We start from the raw sequence: 23394 nt of genomic DNA on the forward strand, positions 1-23394 counted from the left end.
CACAGGTGACGGGCATAGTCTGCAAAGTGGAACACTGTGCCGTATATCTGGAGGAGTCTCATGTCTCGCATCGTTTCAACCGCCTTGGCCACCACCGGTTTAGTGGGCGGTTACGCTACCGGTCGTGCCACCAAGAAGCGCCCGCTGGCTGCCGTTGTGCTCGGTGCTGCAGGTGCCGGCGCCTTCCTGCTTTGGAAGAAAGATGCTGGAACCGCTAAAGCCATTGCCTTGATCAGCGCCTATCTCGGAGGCTTCGGCGCTTCGCATCCGCTGGCCAAGAAAATCGGTGCGTGGCCAGCGGTGAACTCGGTGACTGCCGGCGTTGCCATTCTCTCGCTCGTTCTTGGCGGCCCCAAGAAGAACAAAGACGAGCTGTCCTAAGCGGCATCAGCGAATCTGTCGGGGTCTGGTGCTACGTTGACTAGGTAGGAAACAAGTCAACGAAAGGCCCAGGCCCCGTGTTCTTTCTAGATGATGCGTTCATCTTCTCAGCGAGTGACCTGTCAGTCTCCGTTGACTGCAATTACCAGTCCCTGTACCTGCTGGACGTGAAACTCGGCCTGCGTCCCAAGCCTGACAAGGCACGAGACGAGATGCTGGAACGAACAGCGGTGCTCGGCGACGCCCATGAGCAGAACGTCCTCAAAGACCTGATAGCTGCCTATGGCGAATACGACCCGGCGACGGGAACCGGCGTCAAGCAATTCACTGATCGCCCACAGATGTCTGCGGCCGGTCTTCGGGCAGCCCACGAGGCGACCATGCACGTGCTTCGCAACGGCGCCGATGTCATTTTCCAGGCCACCTTCTTCGATGGGGCTTTCATTGGCTTTGCCGACTTCCTGGTCCGCCAGGAGGACGGCACCTGGGCCGTATGGGATACCAAGCTCGCCCGCCATGCAAGGGTCAGTGCCCTGCTCCAGATCGCAGCCTACGCGGATCAGATGCTGGCAGAAGGGCTCCCCGTGTCCACCTCGGCAACGCTGGTCCTCGGCGACGGGACGCATTCGGTGCATCGGGTTGATGAAGTGCTGCCAGTCTTCCGGGCCCAGCGTGAACGATTCGTGAAGATGGTGCAGGAACACCGTGCGGCCAACCAGCCAGTTCGGTGGAACTCCGATGAACTGCGCTTATGCGGCCGTTGCGATTATTGCGAAGAGCAGGCCCAGGAAACCCGCGACCTGCTATTGGTCGCTGGCATGTCCATGGTGCAGCGAGAAAAACTTCGCGCCCGCGGCATTTCCACCATTGACCAGCTCGCCGGGCTAGAAGCTGAACCAGGCACCTCGCTGCACCGTGCCGCGGAGCAGGCCAGAATGCAGCTGGGGCTGGCCCAGAGCGATGGCATGGTCCACGGCGTCTCCTACCGGGTGAAGAACGAAGGCCCGATCTCTTCGCTGCCGCGGCCTGATCAAGGCGACATCTTCTTCGATTTCGAGGGCGACCCGCTCTACCAGGAACCTTCCGACGGCTCCTGGGGCCTGGAATACCTCTTCGGCGTCATCGAATATGACACCGGGGTGCCGGTGTTCAAACCCTTCTGGGCGCATAGCCGCGCCGAAGAACGCCAAGCCTTCCTGGACTTCATTGCCTATGTCGAAGAACGCCGCCAGCGGTTCCCGCGCATGAAGGTCTACCACTATGCGCCCTATGAGAAAACTGCCCTGCGCAAGCTCTCGCAGGTGCATATCGCCGGTGAGGACGAAGTCGACCAGTGGCTGCGTGAGAACCTGCTTGTCGATCTCTACGAGACCGTGCGTAACGCCCTGGTGGTTTCCACCCGCTCATACTCCATCAAGAAGCTTGAACCGTTGTACATGGGAGAGCACCTTCGCTCCGGGGATGTCACCGATGCCGGAGCATCGGTGGTCGCCTATGCCCAGTACATGCTGGCGCGGGATTCGAAGAACGACGGGGCCGCTGAAGCGATCCTCGAGTCGATTGCCGATTACAACGAGTACGACTGCCTTTCCACTTTGCGCTTGCGGGATTGGCTGCTTTCGCTCAGCGATGAGGCGCCTGGCACCCTGCCGGATATGCCTGTGCCAGGCCCGGCCGCAGACGAATACGAGCCCACCGCCGAAGAGCTTCGGCTGCAAAACTACCTTGCGCAGCTTCCCCACGCCCACGCGCTGAGCAACGATGACCGCGCGATCGCGATGGTCGCCGCTGCGACCGGTTACAACCGGCGTGAAAAGAAGCAGTTCTGGTGGGAACACTTCGACCGCTTGTCCGCGCCAATGGATGATTGGAGCGACGCCCGGGGAGTGTTCATTGTGGACACTGCGGAAGTACTCGAGGATTGGCATAAGGCCACCCCTCGGGCGCGCACCTCTACGCGCGTGACGAGATTGCAGGGAACCTTGGCGGAAGGATCCCTGCTCTCCCCCGGCTCATCAGTGTTCGCCATGTTTGATGCTCCGTTGCCTGAAGGCATGGCCGTTGACGACTCCGTGCGCGGCGGCGCATTCAACGCCACCGTAGTCGAGCTCGGCCCGGGCTGGATTACCATTGCGGAGAAAACCAGCGGCAAGATCCCTGCCTACGGTGCCCATCCATGCGCATTGGCTCCGGATAAGCCGTTGGCGACGATGAGCATCGATGCAGCGCTCAAGGAGATCGCCCAGCGGGTGGGCTCCACCGTACCGGTGCTTCCGGAACGGCCGGGCATCGACATCCTGCGGCGGATTCCGCCACGCCTGAAAACCCTTGCGGCACCGGTGGATCCAGCCCTGGTTGATGGACAGGCGCAGATCTATCCTGCCGTGGTCGAGACGTTGAAGGATCTTGATAATTCCTATCTTGCGGTACAAGGCCCTCCGGGGACCGGCAAGACCTTCGTCGCTTCGCATGTGATCCGTGAACTCGTTGATTACGGATGGAAGATTGGCGTGGTTGCCCAGTCCCATGCAGTAGTTGAAAACGTCCTGCGGAAAGCGGTGGAGGCCGGGGTCGATCCCGAGGCAGTAGCCAAGGAAGTCAAGCACGATGATCCGGTCCCCTGGGCCGGCACGTCCAAGGATTCCTTGACTGAAGTTCTCCACGCATCGGGCGGCGGGCTCATTGGAGGTACTGCCTGGACGCTGACCGGTTCGAAAGTCCCCGCGGATAGCCTGGATTTGCTGGTGATCGATGAGGCCGGGCAGTTCTCACTGGCCAATACCTTGGCGGTTTCACGAGCAGCCCGCAATTTGCTGCTGCTCGGTGATCCCCAGCAGTTGCCCCAGGTAACCCAGGGCACTCATCCTCAGCCGGTGGACGAATCGGCGCTCGGCTGGCTTTCCGGCGGCGAACCCGTGCTGCCAGCCGAATTAGGGTACTTCCTGGCAGCTTCATGGCGAATGCATCCAGCGCTTTGCGCCAAGGTTTCGGCATTGAGCTATGACCACCAGCTGTTCTCGGCAGACGCCGCCGGGTTGCGGCAGCTCGAAGGCACACCGGCCGGGGTCGAGACGGTGTTCGTTGAACATCGAGGCAATACGGTCAGCAGCGCCGAAGAAGCCGGGGCTATTGTCCGATTGGTCCGCGAGCATCTGGGGATGATGTGGAGTCCGGGGGCAGGCAAGCCTGCCCGTCCTTTGGGCGCCGCTGACATCCTGGTAGTTGCTGCCTACAATGCCCAGGTAAATCTGGTGCGCGATGTCCTCGAAGCTGAAGGGCTATCGGCGGTCAAGGTGGGTACGGTTGACAAGTTCCAGGGACAGGAAGCACCAGTTGTGCTGATGACCATGGCATGTTCCAGCGCCACCGATGCATCGCGTGGCATCGAATTCCTGCTTAACCGCAATCGCATCAACGTTGCGATTTCCCGCGGCCAATGGAAGGCCATCATCGTGCGCAGCGAAAGGCTCACCGATTATCTGCCTTCCAACCCATCGGCGCTCTCGCAGCTCGGTGCCTTCATGGCTTTGTAGCTTGATGATGGATTGGCCCGGTCATTCGCGCGCCGGGTCAATCACATCCTCGACTTTGAAGAAACTTCCCAGGACTGGCCGGTCACCGCGCAGTTCCTTGGCGAACTGCAACCCATCGACATTGATGCGCATCTGCCGCTGGTACTCATCACCCTGCTGCATCCATGTGCGAGTCGTACCGTCAACGCCGTAGAAGTAATCGAACCCCTGGTCCTTGAAGAACTGGTACCGGTCCCCCGCGTAACGCTGGGTCCGGGCAATATCCGATCCAAAAGGATAGATGTAGTGCCCGGTTTTTCCCACGATCGGTTCCACTTCGGCTTTCCACAGTTTGGTGTCCCGCTTGAGCCGATCCATGCTGACCGTCCCGGTGGCAATGTGCCCCCACGAATGGGACGCGAAAACCCAACCGCTGTTCTTCATCGCTTCTGCGATCTCCGCCGCCTTCTTCTGGTCAGCTTCCAGAGTCTTGCTCTGGGGATACTGGCTGGCAGAGGTGCGGTAGCCGAATGCGCCGTTGTATCCGGTCATTGCGATCAGGCCGCGAGCGTCCCGATACGTGAAATCGGGATGTTCAGCTACGAAGTCATCGACCATCGTGGTGACGTCAAAAGCGCCAACCTGCGTTTTGCCCTCCGCATCGACGTATTCGTTGCGGACCTTGCCGTCCTTATCCAGCACCAGCTTGCTGGCGAAGCCATCACCTTCCATGTATTCGTAATAGCTCAGGTCATCGAGGGACAGCACCACTGGCTTCTTGCCCTGGGGCAGCATGATATCCCGATACTCCATCTGCCCCTGGTCGTCGAGCGAGGCGAAATCTTCCGGGTTGACCAGGACATAATCACGCGCATACAGCTCGTCGAGGATGGCTGCAAATTCCTTTTGGGTCACCATGTAGTCGGCGTACCCCTGCGAACTGCTGCCTTCGTCAAAGGCCCTGCCGGGATCGACAATCAGCGAGTGGAAGAACAGGTGAGGTATGTTCTTCGGCTCTTCCCAAGCTGAAACCTGCCCTTTCTCTTCCTCTAGGCCGCTGGCCATCTGGTTCAGCTGTTCGGCGCTGTCATTCTTGGCGAGTTTAATCGCCGCGTCATAGTCGTATCCGTCAGCTAGCCGGTTGATCTCGGCTCTCACGCCGTCCACTCGTGCTTCTTCCTGCTCAGCCTTTTCAACGGCAGCAGGATCCGGGGCCGCCGTTGGCGGCTCCTGTGCAGCACTGCACCCGGCAAGGCCCAGCGCCAACCCGAGCGAAATCACCAATCGTAGATTCTTCAATGGCTGCGACCTCCGTGACCTCCACCGTGCCCGCCAGGCCGGAAGAAAACGAGTTGTCATCTGGTTATTTCGACCCTACACAGGTAGCGCTGGAGGCAACACCCTTTCATGATGAATTACCGAACTTGAGCGATGTCTAACATTCAGCTTTTAGGGAGCTCACATTTTGGAAGGAGTCCAATGATTTAGAATTGATTGGTTAGGCGTCCCAAAGATCAAGGAAGTACATGCAGCCCTCGCACCGCGCGAATAGTTTGTGGCTTCAGTCCCAGCAGTTCAAAAGCTCGGCAGCGTATCGGCTTCTGACCGCCCAGCCGTGGGCTGTGGCCTTCATCCGCGCAGAGTTCACCGCAGACCGTTCACGGATCGCATTGGAACTTTTCCATGCCTCCTTGGATTCCTTCCTGAAGCAAGCGCGCAAGAGCGATGACCAGATTCCCGCCTCGTATTCGGCCCAGGATTTCGCCGAGACATGGGTCAAGCAGGGAATTCTGGCTCGTCCGCTGATTGATGGGCGCTTCGTGTATGAACCCAGTGCGCAGACCCTGCGCACCCTGCGCTACCTGGCGGATTTTTCCACCGACGATTCGCATTTGAACTCGTCGCGCCTGAACACGTTGCTTTCTTCCCTGGAATCGCTGGCCCACGAAACCGATCCAGACCCCGAAGCACGTATCCGTGCCCTCGAATCCCAGATCGCGCTGCGCCAAGCCCAAATCGACCAGCTGCGCAGCGGGGATGACCCGGCGGTGCTTTCTCGCACGACCGCGTTGTCGGCAACCCGTTCCGTACTCGATCTGGCATCGAGTTTGCCAGCAGATTTCCGACGCATGCGCGACGGCGTCCAGGATATGCTCCATTCATTGCGTGAAGGCATTCTGGATGCCTCCACAGCCAAGGGCGTAGCTGTGGGCCAGGTTCTTGAAGCTGACCGTCAGTTGCGTTCCACTGCCGAAGGCGAAACCTTCAGCGGATTCACTGAATTCCTGAACTCCCCGGAAGCGCAGCAGCGTTTCCGCGCCGCCTTGGCCGAAGTCCTGGACCGCGACTTCGTAGATGATCTGGAAACGCCCGAACGCCAGATCCTCACTAACCTGTTGCGTGAATTGCGCCGCCAGGCAGCTGAAGTCCATGCCTCCTATGGCAAGCTCTCTGAATCCCTGCACGCATTCGTGCAGTCCGAGGACTACAAGCAGGCCGAGCTATTGCGCCAAGCGGTCCGCGAAGCTGAACTGGCGATCAGCAAGTCCATGAGCCTGAAACCCCGCAGCGGCTTGGCCCCGATGGAGCTCTTCGCTCCGCAGTTCGTCACCCTTTCCGGTCTTGGAATCTACGACCCATCCGAGCATGTGGCTCCGCCTCCGCTGGCTCAAGCGCCAGAATTCAGCGAAGCCGACATTGTACGAAATCCCTCGACGCCCCAGGCGGACATGCCATTGCTGCGTGCATCGATCACCCGGCATCTGGGCCAGTCCAGTTCCGGCTCGATCCGGTTGGATGAAGTCTTCGAATCCTTGGATGCCGAGCAGCGGCACTTGAATTCCATTCGTGCCCTCGTGGAAATCGGGCGCACCAATGGCGAATCGCTGAACGAGAGCGATCTGCTCAGCATCCATTTCCAGCAACTCGATGGTTCGATGCGAACCGCAATCCTGCCCGCGTTAAGCTTTACGAAGGAGCCGCTATGACCAAGAGCGATTCATACGCCGCACCGATCACTGAACCGTTGTTCGAGGGCGATACCGGGAAGTTCCCGCTGCCGCTGCGCCAGCTGCTGGTCCGGTTGTTGCGCGGCCCGTACCTTGATGGGTCCATCGATGCCTCGGCTTGGCAGCTGCTGCTGGACCAGCAGCAGAGCATCAGCGATTACTTCTCCGAGATCTTCTTGGCACTGCAGCTGGACATGGACCGCAAGATCGCCATGCTTGCCCCCGTCCAGATTGAACAGGTCCACACTTCCCCTATCGCTCCGCGCCGTCCGCTGAAGCGTGATGAAACCCTGCTCGCCCTGCGGCTGCGGCTGTTGCTCGAACAGCATTCGGGCAGCGGCAGCGATGCCGTGATTTCGCGTGCGGGCATGCACGAGATCCTGGCCGAGCACCGCCAGACCTCAGACCGCGATGACAAGCGCTTTGCCGAATCCTGCGATGCTGCGGTCACCCGCCTGCAGGCTCTGCGCCTGCTGACCAGCACCGAGCTGGAGAACGAGTTCCGCATTTCCCCGGCCCTGGCGATGTCGCTGCCGATCACCAATATCCAGGACATACCACGCTACATCGCGGCAATCGACGCTAATGATCCAGCTTTCAGCCTGGGAGCCGAAGAAGCTGATGACCTCGCAGAGCAGACCCCCGAGTTGGTGCAGGAGTAACCGATGAGCATTGAAATGACTCTCCCGCTGGGCGGGGCACTCAACCCAGGCCAGCATCGTCTGAGCCGGGTCCAGATAGTTAACTGGGGAACCTTCCACGGCTTGCATGATCTGGCCGTGGACCGCGCCGGCACCTTGGTCACCGGCCATCCAGGCGTGGGCAAATCCACCTTGTTCGATGCGATGGGCCACGTCTTCTTTGCAACGCCCCGCCTGAACGAATCGGCCAATGACGCGGCGACCCGCGAAGACCGCCGCACCACGTTCTCCTACATGCGCGGGCGCAAGTTCAAAACCAGCGCCGGCACTGTCTACCAGCGCCCCGGCGCGACGTGGAGCGCCATCGTGCTCAGCTACGACGATGGCATGGGCAACACCGTTACAGCCGGCGCGGTCTTCGATCTGCCCGATGCCGGCCTGGAAGGACAGGTCTCCAAGCACTATCTGTTGTGCGAAGGCAAGGTCAATATTGCGGAGCTGGAAAACCACGGCCCGCGCCGCTTCACCGTGTCCTCGCTGTCCAAGGCCCTGGCACCGAGCGAGGCATTCGATACCCACAAGGCGTTCATCGAGCGATTGCGCCGCCGTTTAGGCGTCGAAAGCGACAAGGCCTTTGCCCTGTTGCGCACCTTGCAAAATGGCAAGGGCCTGGCCAAGGGCGTCAACCAGTTCTTCCGCCACGAAGTGCTGGAAGAACCAGCCACGTTGAAGGCCGCGTCCGCAGCAGTGGAAGACTTTGCCCATTTGCGTGGCATCTACCGCCAGCTGGATACCGCCCGCGCCCAGCGTGACGTGCTCGCGCAGGTGCCGGAGCAGGATCAGGCCTACCGTTCCTTGGCTGGACAGATCGCCACCGCCCGGCAATTGCTGGAAAGCGACGTGCACACCCTGGAAACCCAGGTCCGCCAGCTGGTGCTGCGCAATGACCTGAACTCCCACGAAACGGAACTGGCCAAGCTCAAAGCCGAAGAGGCCGAGCTGCGGCAGCGCAAGGAAAAGCTCGATGACCAGCTGGCGTCGCTGGAGGCTGCCCACGACTCTGCGGGCTCTGCTTCCCTGATGCTGCTGGAGCGCGAGGCCGATGTGGCTCGCAAGGCATTGAGCGAGAAGGAGAACGTCATCCGGACCCTGCAGCAGCAGGCCTCGGATGCTGGCTTGGCCTTCGAATTCTCAGCCACCGGCCTGGATGAGCTGCGGGCCAACGCGGCACGTACCTTGCAGCAGCTCAGCTCGATTACGCATGATGCCCAGACCGTTGAGTACGAGGCCATGGCCACCTTGGTCAACCTGCGCAAGCGCGCAGAAACGTTGGCTGACCAGATCCGCTCCTACCAGCGCCGGGCCAGCAATATCGATGACCGTTCGATTGCCGCCCGCCGTGCCATCGCTTCGGCCTGCTCACTCAAGGAAGAACAGCTTCCCTTCGCTGGCGAGCTCATGGATGTTTCGGCCGATGCCGGTACCTGGCGTTTGGCCGCTGAAAAGGCCTTGCACTCCTTGGCCCGCACGCTGCTGGTTCCCGGGGAGCTGCTCACCCAAGTCACCCACGCCATTGATCGACTCGACGGCTTGGGCCGCGTGCGGTGGAGCGACATTTCCCAGCCGCCGCGCACCGCTGAAGCCGGCCCGGCAGACCTGGTGGCCAAGCTGGACTTCGCGCCCGGCGAAGCCGGAACCTGGCTGAAGGCGAAGATCACCGCCGACTACCCATTGGCCTGTGTTGAGAACGATGCAGCCATGCATGTGCACCCCAAGGCGATAACCCCGGCCGGCACCATCAAATCCGGAACCGGAAGCTTCGAGCGCGATACCCGCACGTTGCCTGCTTCCGAGTACCTGCTGGGCTTCACCAACGAGTCGAAGATTGCCGAGTTGCAGTCCAAGGCAGCACGGCTGGATGAGAAAATCGTCCAGGCCCACCAGGCTGCCGATGAACGCAGTGCGGCGAAGAACAAGATCGTGGCCAAAACCCAGATCTTGCAGGCCCTCATTGCCGATGAGCGGACTTTTGGCCAGTTCGACGCGTCCGAGGCACTGGAAGCGTTGCGCCGCAGCGAGCAGAAGCTCGGCGATGCCTTGGCATTGTCCGGGGACTCCTCCCGGGTTCGCCAGCAAATCGAAACGGCGAAGGCCGAGGCAGAAACCCTGGTCGGGGACCTCGCACTGGTTCGTTCACGCATTGCAGATCTTGGCTTGCAGGTGCAGCGTGCACAGCAGATCCTGTCCACCAGCGATGACTTGGGGACCGGATGGGAGCAGAGCATCCCGTCCGCGCTGCGCCAGCATCAGCTGCTTGGCCCGGTTCTCCAGCAAGTGGTTGCAGGGAACTGCCCTGCCAGTGAACAAATCAGCGAAGCCTTTGCCGAGGTCAAGCTCCAGTTGGGCAGCCAGGTCAATTCCTTGCAGTCGCAGCGCCAGGAAATCGGTGGTGCACTGAGCGAAACCTTCCGTCGTTTTGCCCGTGAATTCGGCACCTCGCATGCGCAAACCCATGGCACCACCGCTGAAGCAGCTGAGCACTACGCGCAGCTGCACGACCAGATCGTGGCCGACGGCCTGCCGCACCATGAGGCGCAGTTCCGCGAATACTTCGCGAACCGTTCCTATGAACGCTTCAGCGACCTCTTGCAGTTGCTGGATGAAGAGCGCCGGATGATCTCCGAACGCATCAAGCCGCTGAACCAGATTCTGGCAGAGGTGACTTTCGAGCATGGGTCGGTCCTTCGCCTGGAAGCAGTAAATGCGATTCCAGTTGAGGCCGGTACCTTCCGCAAGGACCTGAAGGACGCATTGCAGGAGGCTTACACCACCAAGGACGAATCCACCCTGGCCAGCTCCTACCAAGCGCTGGAGGCACTGGTTACCGCACTCAGCGACCCGGCGATGGCTTCATGGCGTTCGACCGTGCTCGATGTCCGCCAGCATGTGATGATCAGCTGCAATGAGCACAAGCCCAATGGGGAGATTGAGACCGGCTTGGAACCCGGGACGCTCTCCGGCGGCGAAGGCCAGCGCTTCACATCCTTCATCATGGGTGCTGCCCTGGCCTACCAGCTGGGCTTCGCTTCAGCCGGGTTCACTTCCTACGGCACGGTGATGATCGACGAGGCGTTCATTCAAGCCAACTCCGAATATGCAGCGGCAGGCATACGCGCGTTGCAGGAGTTCGGTTTCCATCTGGTGCTCGCGGCCCCCGAGGACAAGATCGATTTGAGCCGCCATCTGGGATCCATCACGGATATCATCAAGCACCCTGGCTCCAATATCTCAGGCTTCGTGACCACCGGCCGTTCCCCGGCCATGGCCACAACGATTACCCTGCGCAGCTGAACATCCAGAACAAGGCACGAGGTCCAGAATTCGCCATAGCGAGTTCTGGACCTCGTGCCTTGGTGCTTCGCCTCTAGACCATGCTGCGCTGCACGCGTTCAGGGATCATGACCACCCGCGGGGACAGCTCTTGGGGTGCGAAGCCTGGATCGATGCACTGCTTCCAATACCTGAGGTGCACCTTGTCGATTTCATGTGCAGAGTCCTGCACCGCGGCGCCGCCCTCGCCTTGGATGCTGTGCCAGTAGAGGTAGTCGACGCCATCCAGGGTTTCGCTGAAGATCGTCTCCACGTACATCTTTTCGCCTTCCAGGGTTTCAAGCACCGCGGGCATATTGCTGTTCAGGAATTCCAGCCATTCATCAGCTAGCGCTGATTTGCCTGGCAGAACTCGGAATCGAGTGAGTTCAATTTTCATGTCTACAGCCTATGGGCTTGAGCCGCACCTGCGGAAAAGACAGTGGTCCTGAAAGCCTTGGCTTTCAGGACCACTGTCTTTGGCTGGCTACCGGCTATTCGACGGCCAATCCTTCAACCGGCGACAACTTTGCGGCGCGGCGGCCCGGAGTCACCGATGCGAAGAGCGCTGCCACGATGCTGATCAGCAGGACCAGTGCGAGCTGCCACCATGGGATCTCGTAGGTCATCGTTCCCATGGACGCGAGTGCCGAGCGGGCTCCAAGCAGGCCATAGGCCACGCCCAGCACCAAGCCGAGCAGGGCTGCGACGCCGCCAATCAGTACCGCTTCGGTTGCCAGCATGCCGCGCAGCTGCTTCTTCTTCAGGCCCAGGGCACGAAGCAGGGAATTCTCCCGGGTGCGTTCCAGGATCGAGAGGCTGAGCGTGTTGGCTACGCCGATCAGGGCGATCAGCACGGCCACTGCCAGCAAGGCAGAGACAATCATCAGCAACACGTCAATGATCTGGGAGAACATCGACTTCATCACCACACCGCCATTGATCATTGATGATTCAACGCCGGTGATGGCAGAAACCTTGGTGACCAGTTCGTTGACGCCCGCTGCATTGACGTCGGAATCCACCTTGATCAGGATCCCCGAGTACTGATTGGCTTCATCGATTTCCAGCTTGCTGAAAGTCTGCTCGGTGACGATATTTCCTGAGAGCATTGCCTCGGAATTCTTCACTGCCAGCGTTTGCCCGCCAACTTCCACCGTCGGGTTTTCGGGACTACCCAGCACATAGACGATTTCGCCATCTGCCGGCACGATATTCGGATCAAGTGCAACGTCAGCGAAGCTCGTGGGATCAACGGACATGATCTCGGCGTTGAACATTTCATCGGTTCCCATGTCCACATCCGCATATCCGGAGGTGAAGCTGGAGCTGGCGGTAATCCCGTCCACGCCATTGATTTGCTCAAGCATGCTCTTGGTCTCGGCGCCTGAAACTTGGCGGTCATAGAAGGAGACCATCATGTCGACCGGGAATTCTGCGGCCACAGCGTTGTTCAAGCTGGCCTTGGCGGTCTGGCCGCCGACCATGATCATGGACACCAAGGTCACGCCGATCAGCAGTGCCGTTGCCGTCGCGGTGGTTCGGCCCGGGTTGCGCACGGCGTTCAGGGCCGCGAGCTTTCCCGCCGTCGATTTGCCAGCCACGGCCTTGCCGATCCCGGAAACGCTGCTCGGCACGAACAGCGAAGCCAGCATCAGGATCCCCGGGAAGGAAACCAGGCCGCCCAGGAAGGCGACTACCAGATCCCCCTGGATCGCGCCGTAGGCCAGCAAGCTGGCGCCGGCCACCACGAACAGCGATCCGAAGATGATCCGGGCTTTGCCGGCACGGTTCTTCACGCTGGCAGCGTCGAAGGGGCGCAAGGCCGCCAGCGGTGCGAGTTTCATCGCCCGTCGAGCCGGCAGGCTCGCTGCGACCACAGTCATCAGCACGCCGACGAGAATTGGGATGGCCAATCCCTGCGGGGTCAGGGCCAACGCCGCATAGGACATCTCCGGCACCATCACGTGCAGCAGCTGGATCAGGCCCGCCATCAGTGCGACGGCGAGCAAGACACCGAGAATCGAGGCAAGAATGCCAATGAGCAGTGCTTCGATGAGCACCGAGCTTCGAATCTGCTTGCGCTTGGCGCCCAGGATGCGCAGCAGTGCCAGTTCGCGGGTGCGCTGGGCAATGACTACGGCAAAGGTATTGACCACAACCAGCCCGGTGACCACCAGTGCAATCAGTGCGAAGACCAGCAGGATCACGCTGAGCTGGTCGGTGCCTCCGGTGAACTGGGCGACTTCGTTCAAGACCTTCTCATCGGCGGTCGCCACCGCCATGTCAGCCATCTTCTTGCCGGCAAACAGCTTCTCCAGCTCTGCCTTCAATGACTCGTCGGAGCCGTCGCCATTGACCACGATTTCGGTGATCAGCGCTTGGCCGCCGGAAAAGTGCTGCCACGCTTTCTCGCTCATGCCGGCCAAGGCGTAGGCCGAGGTCCGCGGGTTGGTGGTCGAGCGCTGGATGCCCACGATGTTGTAGTTCGCCGGCGAGATCGCGCCATTTTCCAGAGCCACGACGTCCCCGATGGACACGCCCATTTCCTTGGCGTGGGAAGCATCAATAATGATTTCGTTGGAACCTTGGGGCGCCCGGCCCTCAATCAATTCCATGCCGCCCAGCCCCTGGTCGGGATCTACTGGCTGTGCGGACACGCCGTAGCTGTTGTCCGCCGTGCGCAGCAGGCCATCGGCGTAGGCCAGGCCATAGGCGGTGGAAACTTCAGGCAGGTTCCGGACATCTGCGATGTCCTTGAGGCTCAGCTCGGTCAATTCCTCGGCGCCGGGAACCAGGTCCCAATCGGGGTAGGCCACCAGATCGGCGTTCTTGTAGGCGTCTCCGAGCGAGTTCTTCAGTGTCGCCTGGGTGGATGAGTTCACCGAAAGCGTTGCGGCAAGAAAGGCGGTGCCGATGGCCACAGCCAGGATGACGGCGATATATCGACGTGCATAGGTCTTGATATTCGAAAGTGCTACGTGCAGCATTGCTTACTCCGCCAAGGAGGCCAGGGCCTCGGTTACGGTAGCCACGGTTGGCTCCTGGATGGATCCGACAATTGTGCCGTCCTTCATCAGCAAGACATTGTCTGCATAGGACGCGGCCACCGGGTCGTGGGTGACCATGATGATGGTCTGGCCCATTTCACGGGTGGACGTGCGCATCAAGGACAGCACTTCGGCGCCGGTACGCGAATCGAGGTTGCCGGTTGGCTCATCGCCGAAGACCACTTCCGGCCGGGTGAGCAGTGCTCGGGCTACCGCGACACGTTGCTGCTGGCCGCCGGAAAGTTCATGCGGCTTGTGGTTCAGGCGGTCGCCCAGGCCGAGCGCCTGGATGACGGTGTTGAACCAGTCGCGATCGTGCTTCTTGCCGGCCAGCGACAATGGCAGCAGGATGTTGTCCTTGGCGGTGATGGTTGGCACGAGGTTGAAAGACTGGAAGACAAAGCCGATCTGCTCGCGGCGCATCTCGGTCAGCTGGTCATCGCTCAGCTCCAGCAGGTTCTTGCCGCCGATGATGATTTCACCGGAGTCGGCGGTATCAAGTCCGGCCAGGCAGTGCATCAGCGTGGATTTTCCGGAGCCCGATGGGCCCATGATGGCGGTGAAGCGGGATCGTTCGAAGGAAACGTTTACGTCGCGAAGGGCCTCAACACGGGTGCTGTCATGCCCGTAGGTCTTGGTCAAGCCGCGGGCAGCGACCGCATTTTCGGTTTTTGGCAGAGTCTCAGAAGTCATATTAGAAATACTACAAAGCGCCTAGCCAAACCCGTATCCACCATCAGGACCTAGTTTCCCGGGGGTGCGTCATACCAAGGTATGAGCAAATCCGCGGACGCTCTGCCCCCGCAGGTTACCGATTAGCAGCCATGTTCGCGTTCGGTTTCCTGGTGCGATGCCGGCTCAATCTGGAAGGTCGAGTGCTCAACGCTCACGGTGAAATGATCTGCCACGCACTGCTGCAAATCCCGCAGCAGCCCACCGGCTACCCCAGCGGAGAACATCGAGTCCTCGACCACCACATGGGCGGTGAGCACCGGAAGGTTGGAGGCAATCTGGCTGGCGTGCAGATCGTGCACCGCAATCACCCCGGGCAATGCCTCCAAATGCGCTTTGACCCCGAGCAGGTCCAGGCCCCTAGGCGTGGATTCGAGAAGGATGTGGGTGGTTTCCCCCAGCAATTTCATGGCCCGGGGAACGATCAGGGCGCTGATCACCAGGGCGGCCACGGAATCGGCGCCCATCCATCCGGTGTAGGTGATAACCAGCGCGGCGATGATGACGGCAACCGAGCCCAACGCGTCGTTGACTACTTCCAGGAAAGCCGCACGCATATTGAGGTTGCTATTGCGCCCGGCGGAAATGATCCACATGGAGATGACGTTGCCCAATAGGCCGATGATGCCGAAGGCCAGCAGTCCCTCCGGTTGGACCTCTGCAGGGGTGAAGAGCCGCCGCACGGCGTCGATGGCCGCATAGATGCCCACAGCCAGCAGCAATGCCGATTGGAAGGTGGCGGAGAGGACTTCTGCGCGGCGGAATCCCCAGGTGCGCTTGGTCGTCGGCTTGCGCATGATCAGGTTGGCAGCGGTCAGAGCCAGCAACAGCCCCAGGGTATCGGTCAGCATATGCGCTGCGTCGACCAGCAAGGCCAGCGAGTTGGTGACGATAGCGCCAACAACCTCGGCGACGAGGATTGTAGCGGTGATGGCGAAGGCGCAGGCCAGGCGGGTTCGGTTTGCTCCGGAATGATCATGGGAGTGCCCGTGAGAGTGATCGTGTCCCAAGTTCAGCCTTTCTTCGGATCCATGCTGTGCGCTTCTTCCCAATGGTGATGGGATGCCTCTTGCGGCAGAAGCGCCGAGGCGGCAGCGGTCAATGCGTCAAGTGCTTCGCCCTGGCCCAGCGAGTAGATGCTGGCCCGGCCCTGGCTTCGGACGTGCACCAGGCCGGTGTCCTTCAGGCAGGACAGATGCGCGCTGACCGTGCTTTGGGCAAGGCCCAAATGCTCGGTCAGTTCCCTGACCTTATGCTCCCCGGTGCGCAGATGGTCCAGGATCAGCAGCCGTGCCGGGTCAGCGAGCGCGTGGAAGAGCGCAGCGAACTGCAGCTTGCCGCTGCGGATTTCCGATGCATCGATATCTGACTCTATTATCGCCATATAACGATGATAGGTGACTTTGCCGCGAAACGGAACGTTGCATGGCCAACTGCGCATCGCGATGGATGGCAAGATGAAAATATGACTGAAGATCTCATCGTTGGCGAAGACGGATTGGCGCGCCCTCGCTGGGCCGCCTCGAATGACATGCTCCGCACGTACTACGACGCCGAATGGGGCATGCCGATCACCTCCGAAGAGGGACTTTTCGAGCGGCTGAGCCTTGAGTGCTTCCAGTCAGGCCTGTCCTGGGCCATCATCCTCTCCAAGCGCGAGTCGTTCCGCCGCGCTTTCGAGCACTTCAATCCCGAGAAGGTCGCATTGTTCACCGAGGATGATTTCAATCGCCTGATGGAAGACGCCGGGATCGTGCGCAATAGGCTCAAGATCCGCGCAACGATCGCCAACGCAGAAGCGACCCTGATGCTGCGCGAAGAGGGCGGCCTCTCGGATTTCGTGTGGTCCTTCAAGCCGGAACAGACCCCGGCTCCGCGTAATTTCACTGAAGTACCCACGCAAAGCCCCGAGTCCAAGGAACTGGCCAAGGCGCTGAAGAAGCGGGGTTTCAAGTTCGTGGGCCCGACCACCATGTACGCGTTGATGGAAGCCATCGGCATGGTCGATACCCATCTGGTCGGATCGCACCGCCGCGGCACTTCCGGCATTTGGGCCTGAGGTCATGGAACTGCGCCTACCGGCAACGGGAATTCTGGACGTCGGCCACGCACTGGCAGTCCTGGAATTGCATTCGCTGCCTGCCCAGGAGCGGCTGGATGCCGCTGCGGCCCAGCTGCACCGCGTCCTGCAGCTGGACGGGAACCTGGTTGAAGTTTCATTGAGCCTGGATCCTGCAGGCGTATCGCTCACCCACGACGCCCCGACTGAATCCATTGCGCGCCTCACGGAGATCATCAACCATTGGCTTGGACTGCAGCAAGATACCACAGCTGCTTATGAAGCGCTCCAGGCCCTTCCTTGCTACCAGCCGCTCGCGATGGCTTCCCCCTCCTTGCGGCTCATCAGCTACCCGGATATTTTCGAGGCCCTGGCCACCACGATCATTGGACAGCAGGTGTCCTTGGCGGCGGCACGGACCCTCGGCGGGCGCTACGTCGGCGCATTGGGCCAGCAGCAGGGCTCGGGCCTTCGGGCTTTCCCCACAGCGGCCTCAACGGCCGCCTGCACGCCTGGGGAATTGCGCGCAATCATTCGCTGCCCGTTGCCGCGGGCAACGGCGCTGCACGCGGTAGCCGAATGGTTCGAGCACAGTGGAAAGTTCCTGCTCGGAGACGTGCCGGCATTCCTGGAGCAGCTCCAAGTGCTGCGCGGCGTGGGGCCATGGACGCGCAATTACCTTGCCCTGCGGGGTTTGCGGGATCCAGAGATCTTCCTGGAGTCGGATCTAGTAGTTCGCCGAGCCATGAGCAAGCTTCATGATCGCGGCGTCACTGTGGCGCCTCCACCGAAGGGTGCGGGCTACCTGGCCACGTTGCTGCTGTGGTCCTTCGACGCCGCCAAGCTATAGCAACGAGAAAGGGAGCTTATCAAGGTGTGCAATCCTGATAAGCTCCCTTTTCGACGAATCGGCCGACTGAGCAAGTCAGCCGATTCTCCATTCCCCTTATTCAAGCCGGCTACGCCGCTCGCTGCTTCGAGGTGAGCAGCCCCGGCAAGCAGCGAACTAGCCGATAAATATCGGTCAAGCTTGACGCTTCTCCCGACCACACACGGGAGAAGCTCTGGAATAAGCATATCCTAAGAACCAGTAATAACGTCAAGCCCTGTTTGCGTAATTTTTCGATTTATTTCTTAGGTCGCTCTAACTTGCTCGATTTTGTCCGCGCCAAAAGACTAGTCGGCGAAGATCTTGCCAACTTCCGTACGCTTCTCGGCCTGGAATGCATCTTCTGCACGGCCAAAGGCCCAGTAGGCAGAGAGCGACATGTCGCGGCGGTCCACGCCATGCTCGTCATAGAAGTATGCGCGCAGCTTCTTCATGACTTCGCGCTCACCGTGGGCAAAGACCTGCACCCGGCCCTCGGGCCATGGAATCCCCCGGACCACGGACTCCAGGATCGTGGTTTCAGGGGAGAATTCGGCACCGCGGTGAATCCAGCGAATTTCCACGCCAGCCGGCGCCTGCAATTGCATTTCGTCAGCCTCGTCGGCAACTTCGATGACCACCAGGCCCCGCATCTGCGGGGCCATGGACTCCAAGGAGGCCGCAATGGCGGGAATGGCAGTTTCATCTCCGGCAAAGAAGTGGAAATCGAATTCATCCTTGGGGACAAACATTCCGCCCGGGCCCGAGAAGCAGATCGATGAGCCGATCTGCGCGTCACGCGCCCAAGGACCTGCTAGGCCCTCATCGCCATGGACCACGAAATCGACCTCGATGGTTCCCGCCTGCATATCGCTGCGGCGCACGGTATAGGTACGGCGAACCGGCAGATCCTCAGGAGCCAGCCGCTCACGCAGCGCTTCCATGTCATAAGGCAATTCAAGGCCCAGTTCCGGCTTCGCGAACAGGAATTTCACGTAGCGGTCGGTCACCGGCTTGTCTGCGAAATCGCAGATGCCTGGACCGCCAAGGGTGAGCCGCACCAGATGAGGTGCGATATTCTCGCGCTTGAGGACCTGCAGGAGGACCTGGGGGCGCGCAGGTCGGCCTCCAGTTTGCGGGCGATCACCAGCCGGCTGGGACACAAAATCACTTCCTGTCTTAATAAGGGTAGATAGATCAATCCTAATTGACGGGAGCGCAAGTGGTTACTTCGGGAAGGTCGGAGGACCTTCATATGCACTGAGCGCCGCGCGTTCTCCGGGGCTCAAACGCTGCACCCGCGAGGACACCGGGTCGAAATAAGCCAACGTAGTGGAGGCCTTGACGCACAAATAGTCCTCCACCGGGTCACGGAACTCGTAGCAGATATCAAAGCTGGCAGGCTTGACATTGGCAACCCAGAGATCGACATTGACCGGCACGTTGCGGTATTCCAACGGGCGGGAATACCGCACCCGATGCTCGACAACGAGGATCTGGGTTCCGGCAGGCACTGCAGAGAAGATATCGGCCTGCGGCTGCGAGCCTGGCGCGCCGGTGCCACCGGGCACGCCAAAGCCGGCGATTCGCGCTTCTTCCATTAACCGGATCAGATTGACATTATTGACATGGCCGTAAGCATCCATGTCGCCCCAGCGCATAGGGACCTGCACCCGCAGAATGCTTTCTTCCATGGCTAATCTTCCTTCAGCAGGTTTGCGCCGTCATTGCCCACGATCCCCAACTTGGCCAGCTCCCGAAGGATCCGGGCTCCGTCCGGCTCGTAGACCCAACGCACCCCGGGGGTGGTTCGGCGCAGCTCATGCGAACGTCCGCCGGCTAGCACCGCTTCCGAAGGGGTCAGCTGGCGGATCACAATAGCCCGGACCAATTCGGGATAGCGGCGCGCGAACTCGGCATAAATGGCCGGATCATGCTGGCCGTCATCGCCGATGAGCACCCACGAAATGTGCGGGAACTCTTCGGCCAGGCGGCGCAGCTGGTCAACCTTGTGCTGCATTCCGCTGCGGAACCAGGAACGGTCTGTTGGCCCCCAGTCGGTGAGCAGCAACGGCCCCTTCGGGTACAGGTTGCGCGAGATGAAGCGCTGCAGGGTCTGCGCGACATTCCATGCGCCGGTGGAAAGATAGATGGTCGGCGCTCCCGGATGCTCGAGCAGCACCTTCTGGAGCATCACCGCCATCCCGGGGGTCGCCACGCGGGCATGCTCGGAGAGCACAAAGGAGTTCCACGCCGCCAGCATGGGGCGCGGCAGCGCGGTGACCACGACGGTGTCATCCACGTCGCTGATCACCCCGAACTTCTGCGCCTGGTCGATAACGAGAATCTTCGCCTGCGCGGCATCGCCGTTGTGGGCATGAAGCCGGATCTCATTCCAGCCCGCGGGCAGGTCGACTACCAGCTTCACATCGATGACGCCGCCACGGTCAGCCTGGACCTCGAAGCGCTGGTCGCCAACGTCAATGCTGACCTTGCCGCCGGGAAGGATCGGGGAAATGAAATTGCGGAAACCGCGAATGCCATCGGCAATGACCTGGGCTTGGTGCTGCCCGTCTTCAAAGGCGCCGGGCTTGGCCAGGACAACGCGGGCGAAGACGCGAATCCAGCCGCCGCTCGGTCCGGTAGAGCCATATCCCACATAGGGAAGGATTACCGCTTGGTGGCCGTTGGCCAGGGCGCGCCGTGCACGCCAACGATGCACTCCGTCTTCCATTCGCGAAGCTACATGCCGGGCATCGCCATCAGCCGAAATATGACTCATAGCCCCAGTCTTTCATGTCGACCGCCAAGCACGGGAAAACGACAACTTGTGTCTCGAGCCCTTGCCTTTTTCTACAAAGAGTAGAAAGCTGGTGCTATGAAATTCGAACACGAGCTCAATAGTCCGGTCCTGGTATTGGATGAGGACCAATCGTGGCAGCTGCTCTCGCACAGCTCCCACGGACGCGTAGCAACTTCGGTTGCAGGGTTGATCGATATTGTTCCGGTGAACTACGCGGTGCACAACGGGAAGCTGTTCTTGCGCACCTCGCCCGGAAATAAGCTTGCGGCCATGGCGATCAATGAAAAGATCGCTTTCGAGGTCGACGGCATCCTTTCCGATGAAGCTTGGTCCGTTGTCGTGCACGGCAGCGCCGAAGTATTGGAGCATGAGGCCGATATCAAGGAGGCTCGCGAAAGCGGCGTCACTCCCTGGATCCCCACCCAGAAGGATTTCTGGATTCGGGTCAACATTGATTCGGTCTCCGGGCGCCACTTCGAGCTCGGCGAGCAACCAGAGGTCGCTGAATAGTTCTCTGCGATCTGCACGGCAAACGCCGCCGCCCGCCCAATGGCCATCGGGCTGGCAGCGGCGTTTCCAGCTTTAAGCAGATGCCTGGGAATAAGGGTAGAACCCTTCTCCGCTCTTGCGTCCGAGCTTGCCCGCAGCCACCTTTTCAGTGATCATCGGGTGCGGCTGGTCGGCCTCGTCACCGGTCTCGGCGTAGGTCGCCTGGGCGATGAAATCGATAACATCAAGGCCCACCATGTCCATCAGCTCGAACGGACCCATGGGGTGGCCCAAAGCGGTCTTCGCGGTGGTATCGATATCCTCGATGCTTGCGATTCCCTGGTGAGCCAGGTTCAGCGCCTCGGCGTTGATCGCACCCATCATGCGGTTGGCAATGAAACCCGGAATCTCCTTGTTCACCAGCACCGGGTTCTTCCCCAGCTGGTTGGCTACCTCGGTAACAGCCTGAATCGTGGCATCGCTGGTCTGCCCATGGCGGACTATTTCAACGCACTTCATGACCAATGCAGGGTTGAAGAAGTGCATATTGCACACCTGCGCTGGACGGCCGCTGGCCTGGGCCAGCTTCGAGGAGGGCAGCGTCGAGGAGTTCGTCGCCAGGATGGCGTGGGCCGGTGCATGCTCGCCCAGTTGGGCGAAGATCTGCTCCTTGATGTCCAGGCGCTCCACAGCAGCCTCGATCACCAAGTCGGCTGCGGAAGCAGCCTGGTTCAAGTCGGTGTTCTGGCTCAAGCGCCCCAGCGCCGCAGCTGCCGCGGGCTGGTCGAGTTTGCCTTTGGCCACGCGGCCGGCAGCCCAGGACTCCAGCTCGGTGCGTGCTGCGCCCAACGCGTCGGCAGAGATATCCTGCAGCACGGTGGCGTAGCCGCCCAGCGCGCAGCTCATCGCGATCTGCCGGCCCATCGTGCCGGCACCGATCACCAAAATACGTTCAATCCTCATTGACCATTCTTTCTCTGGAGTCCTGGCCTGCGCCTTTTAGCCGCGCAGGTAGGTCGTCGTGGTGTGCGTGTAGAACTCGCGAGCTGCTGCCCCCTGTTCCTTCGGTCCGTAGCCCGAAGCTTTCGCACCGCCGAAAGGCACGTGCGGGTCAGCTCCGGCTGACTCCGAATTTACATGCAGAATACCCACGTCGAGAGTTTGTTGCGCCTCCAGGGCCAGCGCAAGATTCGAGGTGAACAATGCCAGGCTCAAACCGTATTCCGAGTCTTCTGCAGCCTCGAAAGCTTCCTTCCACCCGTTGACTCGGCGGACGGACACGATGGGCGCGAAGAATTCTTCCTGCCATGCGCAGTTGGCTCGCCCGGCTTCCCCCTCCGGAAGTTCCAGAATGGTAGGTGCCAGGAAGCTGCCGGTTTCCGGGGCCAGCCCGCGATAGCGCAGTGTTGCGCCCTGTGCCAGCGACCGGTCGATCCCCTGTGCCGCCGAGTTCGCCGCTTTGGCATCCACCAGCGGTCCCATATGCACTGATGGGTCCAGCGGGTCCCCGGTCACCCACTGCTCCAGCCTTTCGGTGAGCTTGGCCAAGAATGCGTCGGCGATGGACTCGTCGAGGATCAGCCGGCTGGTGGCCGTGCACTTCTGGCCGGTGGAGCGGAAGGCCCCGAAAAGCACCTGCTCGCTGGCCAGGTCCAGGTTTGCGTCGGCCAGCACTACCGAAGCATTCTTGCCGCCCATTTCGGCCTGCACCGGAATCCCCCGGGCCGCACCTGCCGCGCAGAGTTTGCGCCCGACGCCGGTGGAACCGGTAAAGGTCAGCCCGTCCAAATGCTCATTGGCGATGAAAGCATCACCCAGCGCGCCCGGGCCGATGACCAGGTTCAGTACGCCAGCGGGCAGCCCTCCGTGCTCCAGGGCCTGCACAAAGCGCATGGCCAGCAACGGCACCAGGCTGGCCGGCTTGAACACCACGGTATTGCCGAAAACCAGCGCCGGGGCGATCTTCCAAGCCGGAATCCCGATCGGGAAGTTGAACGGGGTGATCACCCCGATCACCCCCAGCGGCTTGTGGGTAACCAGAATCTGTTCCCCGGCGCGCGGGGATTGGAAGACGGTGTCGGCAGCGCGCTCCGCTTCGCCGGAATAGTAGGCCAGGATCTGTGCGGCCCGCAGCACCTCGCCGATTCCCTCGGCTCTGGTCTTGCCCTCTTCGGCGGCCAGTTCCGCTCCGAAGTCCTCCGCATGCTCCTTCAGGTATCCGGCGGCCTTGGCCAGAATCGCCCCGCGGGCGGCCATCGGAGTGGACGCCCAGGATTTCTTGGCCCGGTGGGCGGCGCCGAAAGCGGCGTCCACCTGGTCCACGCTGGCCGCGGTGCCCTCCGCGAGCACGATGGATTCGTCGGCGGCCGCCTTCGAATCGATGCGGCGGCCTTCGCCAGGCACCCATGCGCCATTGATGCAGTGCTCCAGGGTGGCAAGTGTTGTGGAAAGGTTCATTTGCTTGGTTCTCCCGTCTTCCTTG

The 23394-nt window shown here is 60.8% G+C and carries 19 protein-coding genes; 8 read left to right on the plus strand and 11 right to left on the minus strand.

What is annotated here, in order from left to right:
- Nucleotides 1–60 precede the first annotated feature (60 nt).
- A complete protein-coding gene (locus ACIOTL_RS15995) occupies nt 61–381 on the plus strand; it encodes a hypothetical protein (protein WP_105661629.1) in 321 nt (106 codons plus the stop codon).
- A gap of 77 nt (nt 382–458) precedes the next feature.
- Nucleotides 459–3914 (plus strand): TM0106 family RecB-like putative nuclease, encoded by a 3456-nt coding sequence (locus tag ACIOTL_RS16000; protein ID WP_400343609.1) that lies wholly within the window; start codon nt 459–461, stop codon nt 3912–3914.
- 21 nt (nt 3915–3935) lie between these two features.
- Here ACIOTL_RS16000 and ACIOTL_RS16005 read toward each other — a convergent pair whose 3' ends face one another.
- On the minus strand, nt 3936–5174 hold the full coding sequence (locus ACIOTL_RS16005) for a polysaccharide deacetylase family protein (RefSeq protein WP_400343735.1): 1239 nt from the start codon (nt 5172–5174) through the stop codon (nt 3936–3938).
- Between the two features lie 245 nt (nt 5175–5419).
- On the opposite strand from ACIOTL_RS16005, the gene ACIOTL_RS16010 reads away from it, so the two are divergent.
- The 3 genes from ACIOTL_RS16010 to ACIOTL_RS16020 are packed head-to-tail and all read left to right on the plus strand — an operon-like array spanning nt 5420 to nt 10893.
- Nucleotides 5420–6880, plus strand: a complete 1461-nt coding sequence (locus ACIOTL_RS16010; RefSeq protein WP_400343612.1) for a DUF3375 domain-containing protein — start codon at nt 5420–5422, stop codon at nt 6878–6880.
- Nucleotides 6877–7563 carry a DUF4194 domain-containing protein gene (locus ACIOTL_RS16015; RefSeq protein WP_400343615.1) on the plus strand — a complete coding sequence of 229 codons (687 nt, stop codon included), beginning with the start codon at nt 6877–6879 and terminating at the stop codon, nt 7561–7563. The genes ACIOTL_RS16010 and ACIOTL_RS16015 overlap by 4 nt, the downstream gene beginning before the upstream one ends.
- Nucleotides 7564–7566: 3 nt before the next feature.
- The gene (locus ACIOTL_RS16020) at nt 7567–10893 is read left to right on the plus strand and encodes an ATP-binding protein (RefSeq protein ID WP_400343618.1); all 3327 of its coding nucleotides are present in this window, start codon (nt 7567–7569) and stop codon (nt 10891–10893) included.
- Nucleotides 10894–10966: 73 nt separating this feature from the next.
- Here the strand turns inward: ACIOTL_RS16020 and ACIOTL_RS16025 are convergent, their stop codons facing one another.
- The 5 genes from ACIOTL_RS16025 to ACIOTL_RS16045 form a co-directional block, all read right to left on the minus strand.
- A complete protein-coding gene (locus tag ACIOTL_RS16025; protein ID WP_400343621.1) occupies nt 10967–11311 on the minus strand; it encodes a DUF6176 family protein in 345 nt (114 codons plus the stop codon).
- Nucleotides 11312–11405: 94 nt separating this feature from the next.
- Nucleotides 11406–13901, minus strand: a complete 2496-nt coding sequence (locus ACIOTL_RS16030; RefSeq protein ID WP_400343623.1) for an ABC transporter permease — start codon at nt 13899–13901, stop codon at nt 11406–11408.
- Between the two features lie 3 nt (nt 13902–13904).
- Nucleotides 13905–14654, minus strand: coding sequence for an ABC transporter ATP-binding protein (locus ACIOTL_RS16035; protein WP_105657341.1), 750 nt, complete (start codon nt 14652–14654; stop codon nt 13905–13907).
- Between the two features lie 122 nt (nt 14655–14776).
- On the minus strand, nt 14777–15703 hold the full coding sequence (locus ACIOTL_RS16040; protein WP_400343626.1) for a cation diffusion facilitator family transporter: 927 nt from the start codon (nt 15701–15703) through the stop codon (nt 14777–14779).
- Between the two features lie 2 nt (nt 15704–15705).
- Nucleotides 15706–16077, minus strand: coding sequence for a helix-turn-helix transcriptional regulator (locus tag ACIOTL_RS16045; RefSeq protein ID WP_105657339.1), 372 nt, complete (start codon nt 16075–16077; stop codon nt 15706–15708).
- 81 nt (nt 16078–16158) lie between these two features.
- On the opposite strand from ACIOTL_RS16045, the gene ACIOTL_RS16050 reads away from it, so the two are divergent.
- On the plus strand, nt 16159–16752 hold the full coding sequence (locus ACIOTL_RS16050) for a DNA-3-methyladenine glycosylase I (protein ID WP_105657338.1): 594 nt from the start codon (nt 16159–16161) through the stop codon (nt 16750–16752).
- Nucleotides 16753–16756: 4 nt separating this feature from the next.
- Nucleotides 16757–17602, plus strand: coding sequence for a DNA-3-methyladenine glycosylase family protein (locus ACIOTL_RS16055; RefSeq protein ID WP_400343629.1), 846 nt, complete (start codon nt 16757–16759; stop codon nt 17600–17602).
- Nucleotides 17603–17928: 326 nt separating this feature from the next.
- Here the strand turns inward: ACIOTL_RS16055 and ACIOTL_RS16060 are convergent, their stop codons facing one another.
- The 3 genes from ACIOTL_RS16060 to ACIOTL_RS16070 all read right to left on the minus strand — a co-directional run bounded on the left by ACIOTL_RS16060 (nt 17929) and on the right by ACIOTL_RS16070 (nt 20402).
- Nucleotides 17929–18783: a siderophore-interacting protein gene (locus tag ACIOTL_RS16060; protein WP_105657336.1), complete on the minus strand. Its 855-nt coding sequence runs from the start codon at nt 18781–18783 to the stop codon at nt 17929–17931.
- Nucleotides 18784–18846: 63 nt separating this feature from the next.
- Nucleotides 18847–19314: a thioesterase family protein gene (locus ACIOTL_RS16065; protein WP_105661618.1), complete on the minus strand. Its 468-nt coding sequence runs from the start codon at nt 19312–19314 to the stop codon at nt 18847–18849.
- Nucleotides 19315–19316: 2 nt separating this feature from the next.
- Nucleotides 19317–20402 (minus strand): App1 family protein, encoded by a 1086-nt coding sequence (locus tag ACIOTL_RS16070; RefSeq protein WP_105661617.1) that lies wholly within the window; start codon nt 20400–20402, stop codon nt 19317–19319.
- Nucleotides 20403–20498: 96 nt separating this feature from the next.
- Here ACIOTL_RS16070 and ACIOTL_RS16075 point away from each other — a divergent pair, with 96 nt between their 5' ends.
- The gene (locus tag ACIOTL_RS16075) at nt 20499–20933 is read left to right on the plus strand and encodes a pyridoxamine 5'-phosphate oxidase family protein (RefSeq protein WP_105657333.1); all 435 of its coding nucleotides are present in this window, start codon (nt 20499–20501) and stop codon (nt 20931–20933) included.
- A gap of 72 nt (nt 20934–21005) precedes the next feature.
- Here the strand turns inward: ACIOTL_RS16075 and ACIOTL_RS16080 are convergent, their stop codons facing one another.
- Complete coding sequence (locus ACIOTL_RS16080; protein WP_400343632.1) at nt 21006–21875, minus strand: 3-hydroxyacyl-CoA dehydrogenase family protein; 870 nt, start codon at nt 21873–21875, stop codon at nt 21006–21008.
- Nucleotides 21876–21911: 36 nt separating this feature from the next.
- Nucleotides 21912–23369 (minus strand): aldehyde dehydrogenase family protein, encoded by a 1458-nt coding sequence (locus ACIOTL_RS16085; protein ID WP_400343635.1) that lies wholly within the window; start codon nt 23367–23369, stop codon nt 21912–21914.
- Between the last annotated feature and the right edge of the window lie 25 nt (nt 23370–23394).

The sequence above is a fragment of the Glutamicibacter sp. NPDC087673 genome, assembly GCF_044743255.1.
Classification (GTDB): Bacteria; Actinomycetota; Actinomycetes; order Actinomycetales; family Micrococcaceae; genus Glutamicibacter.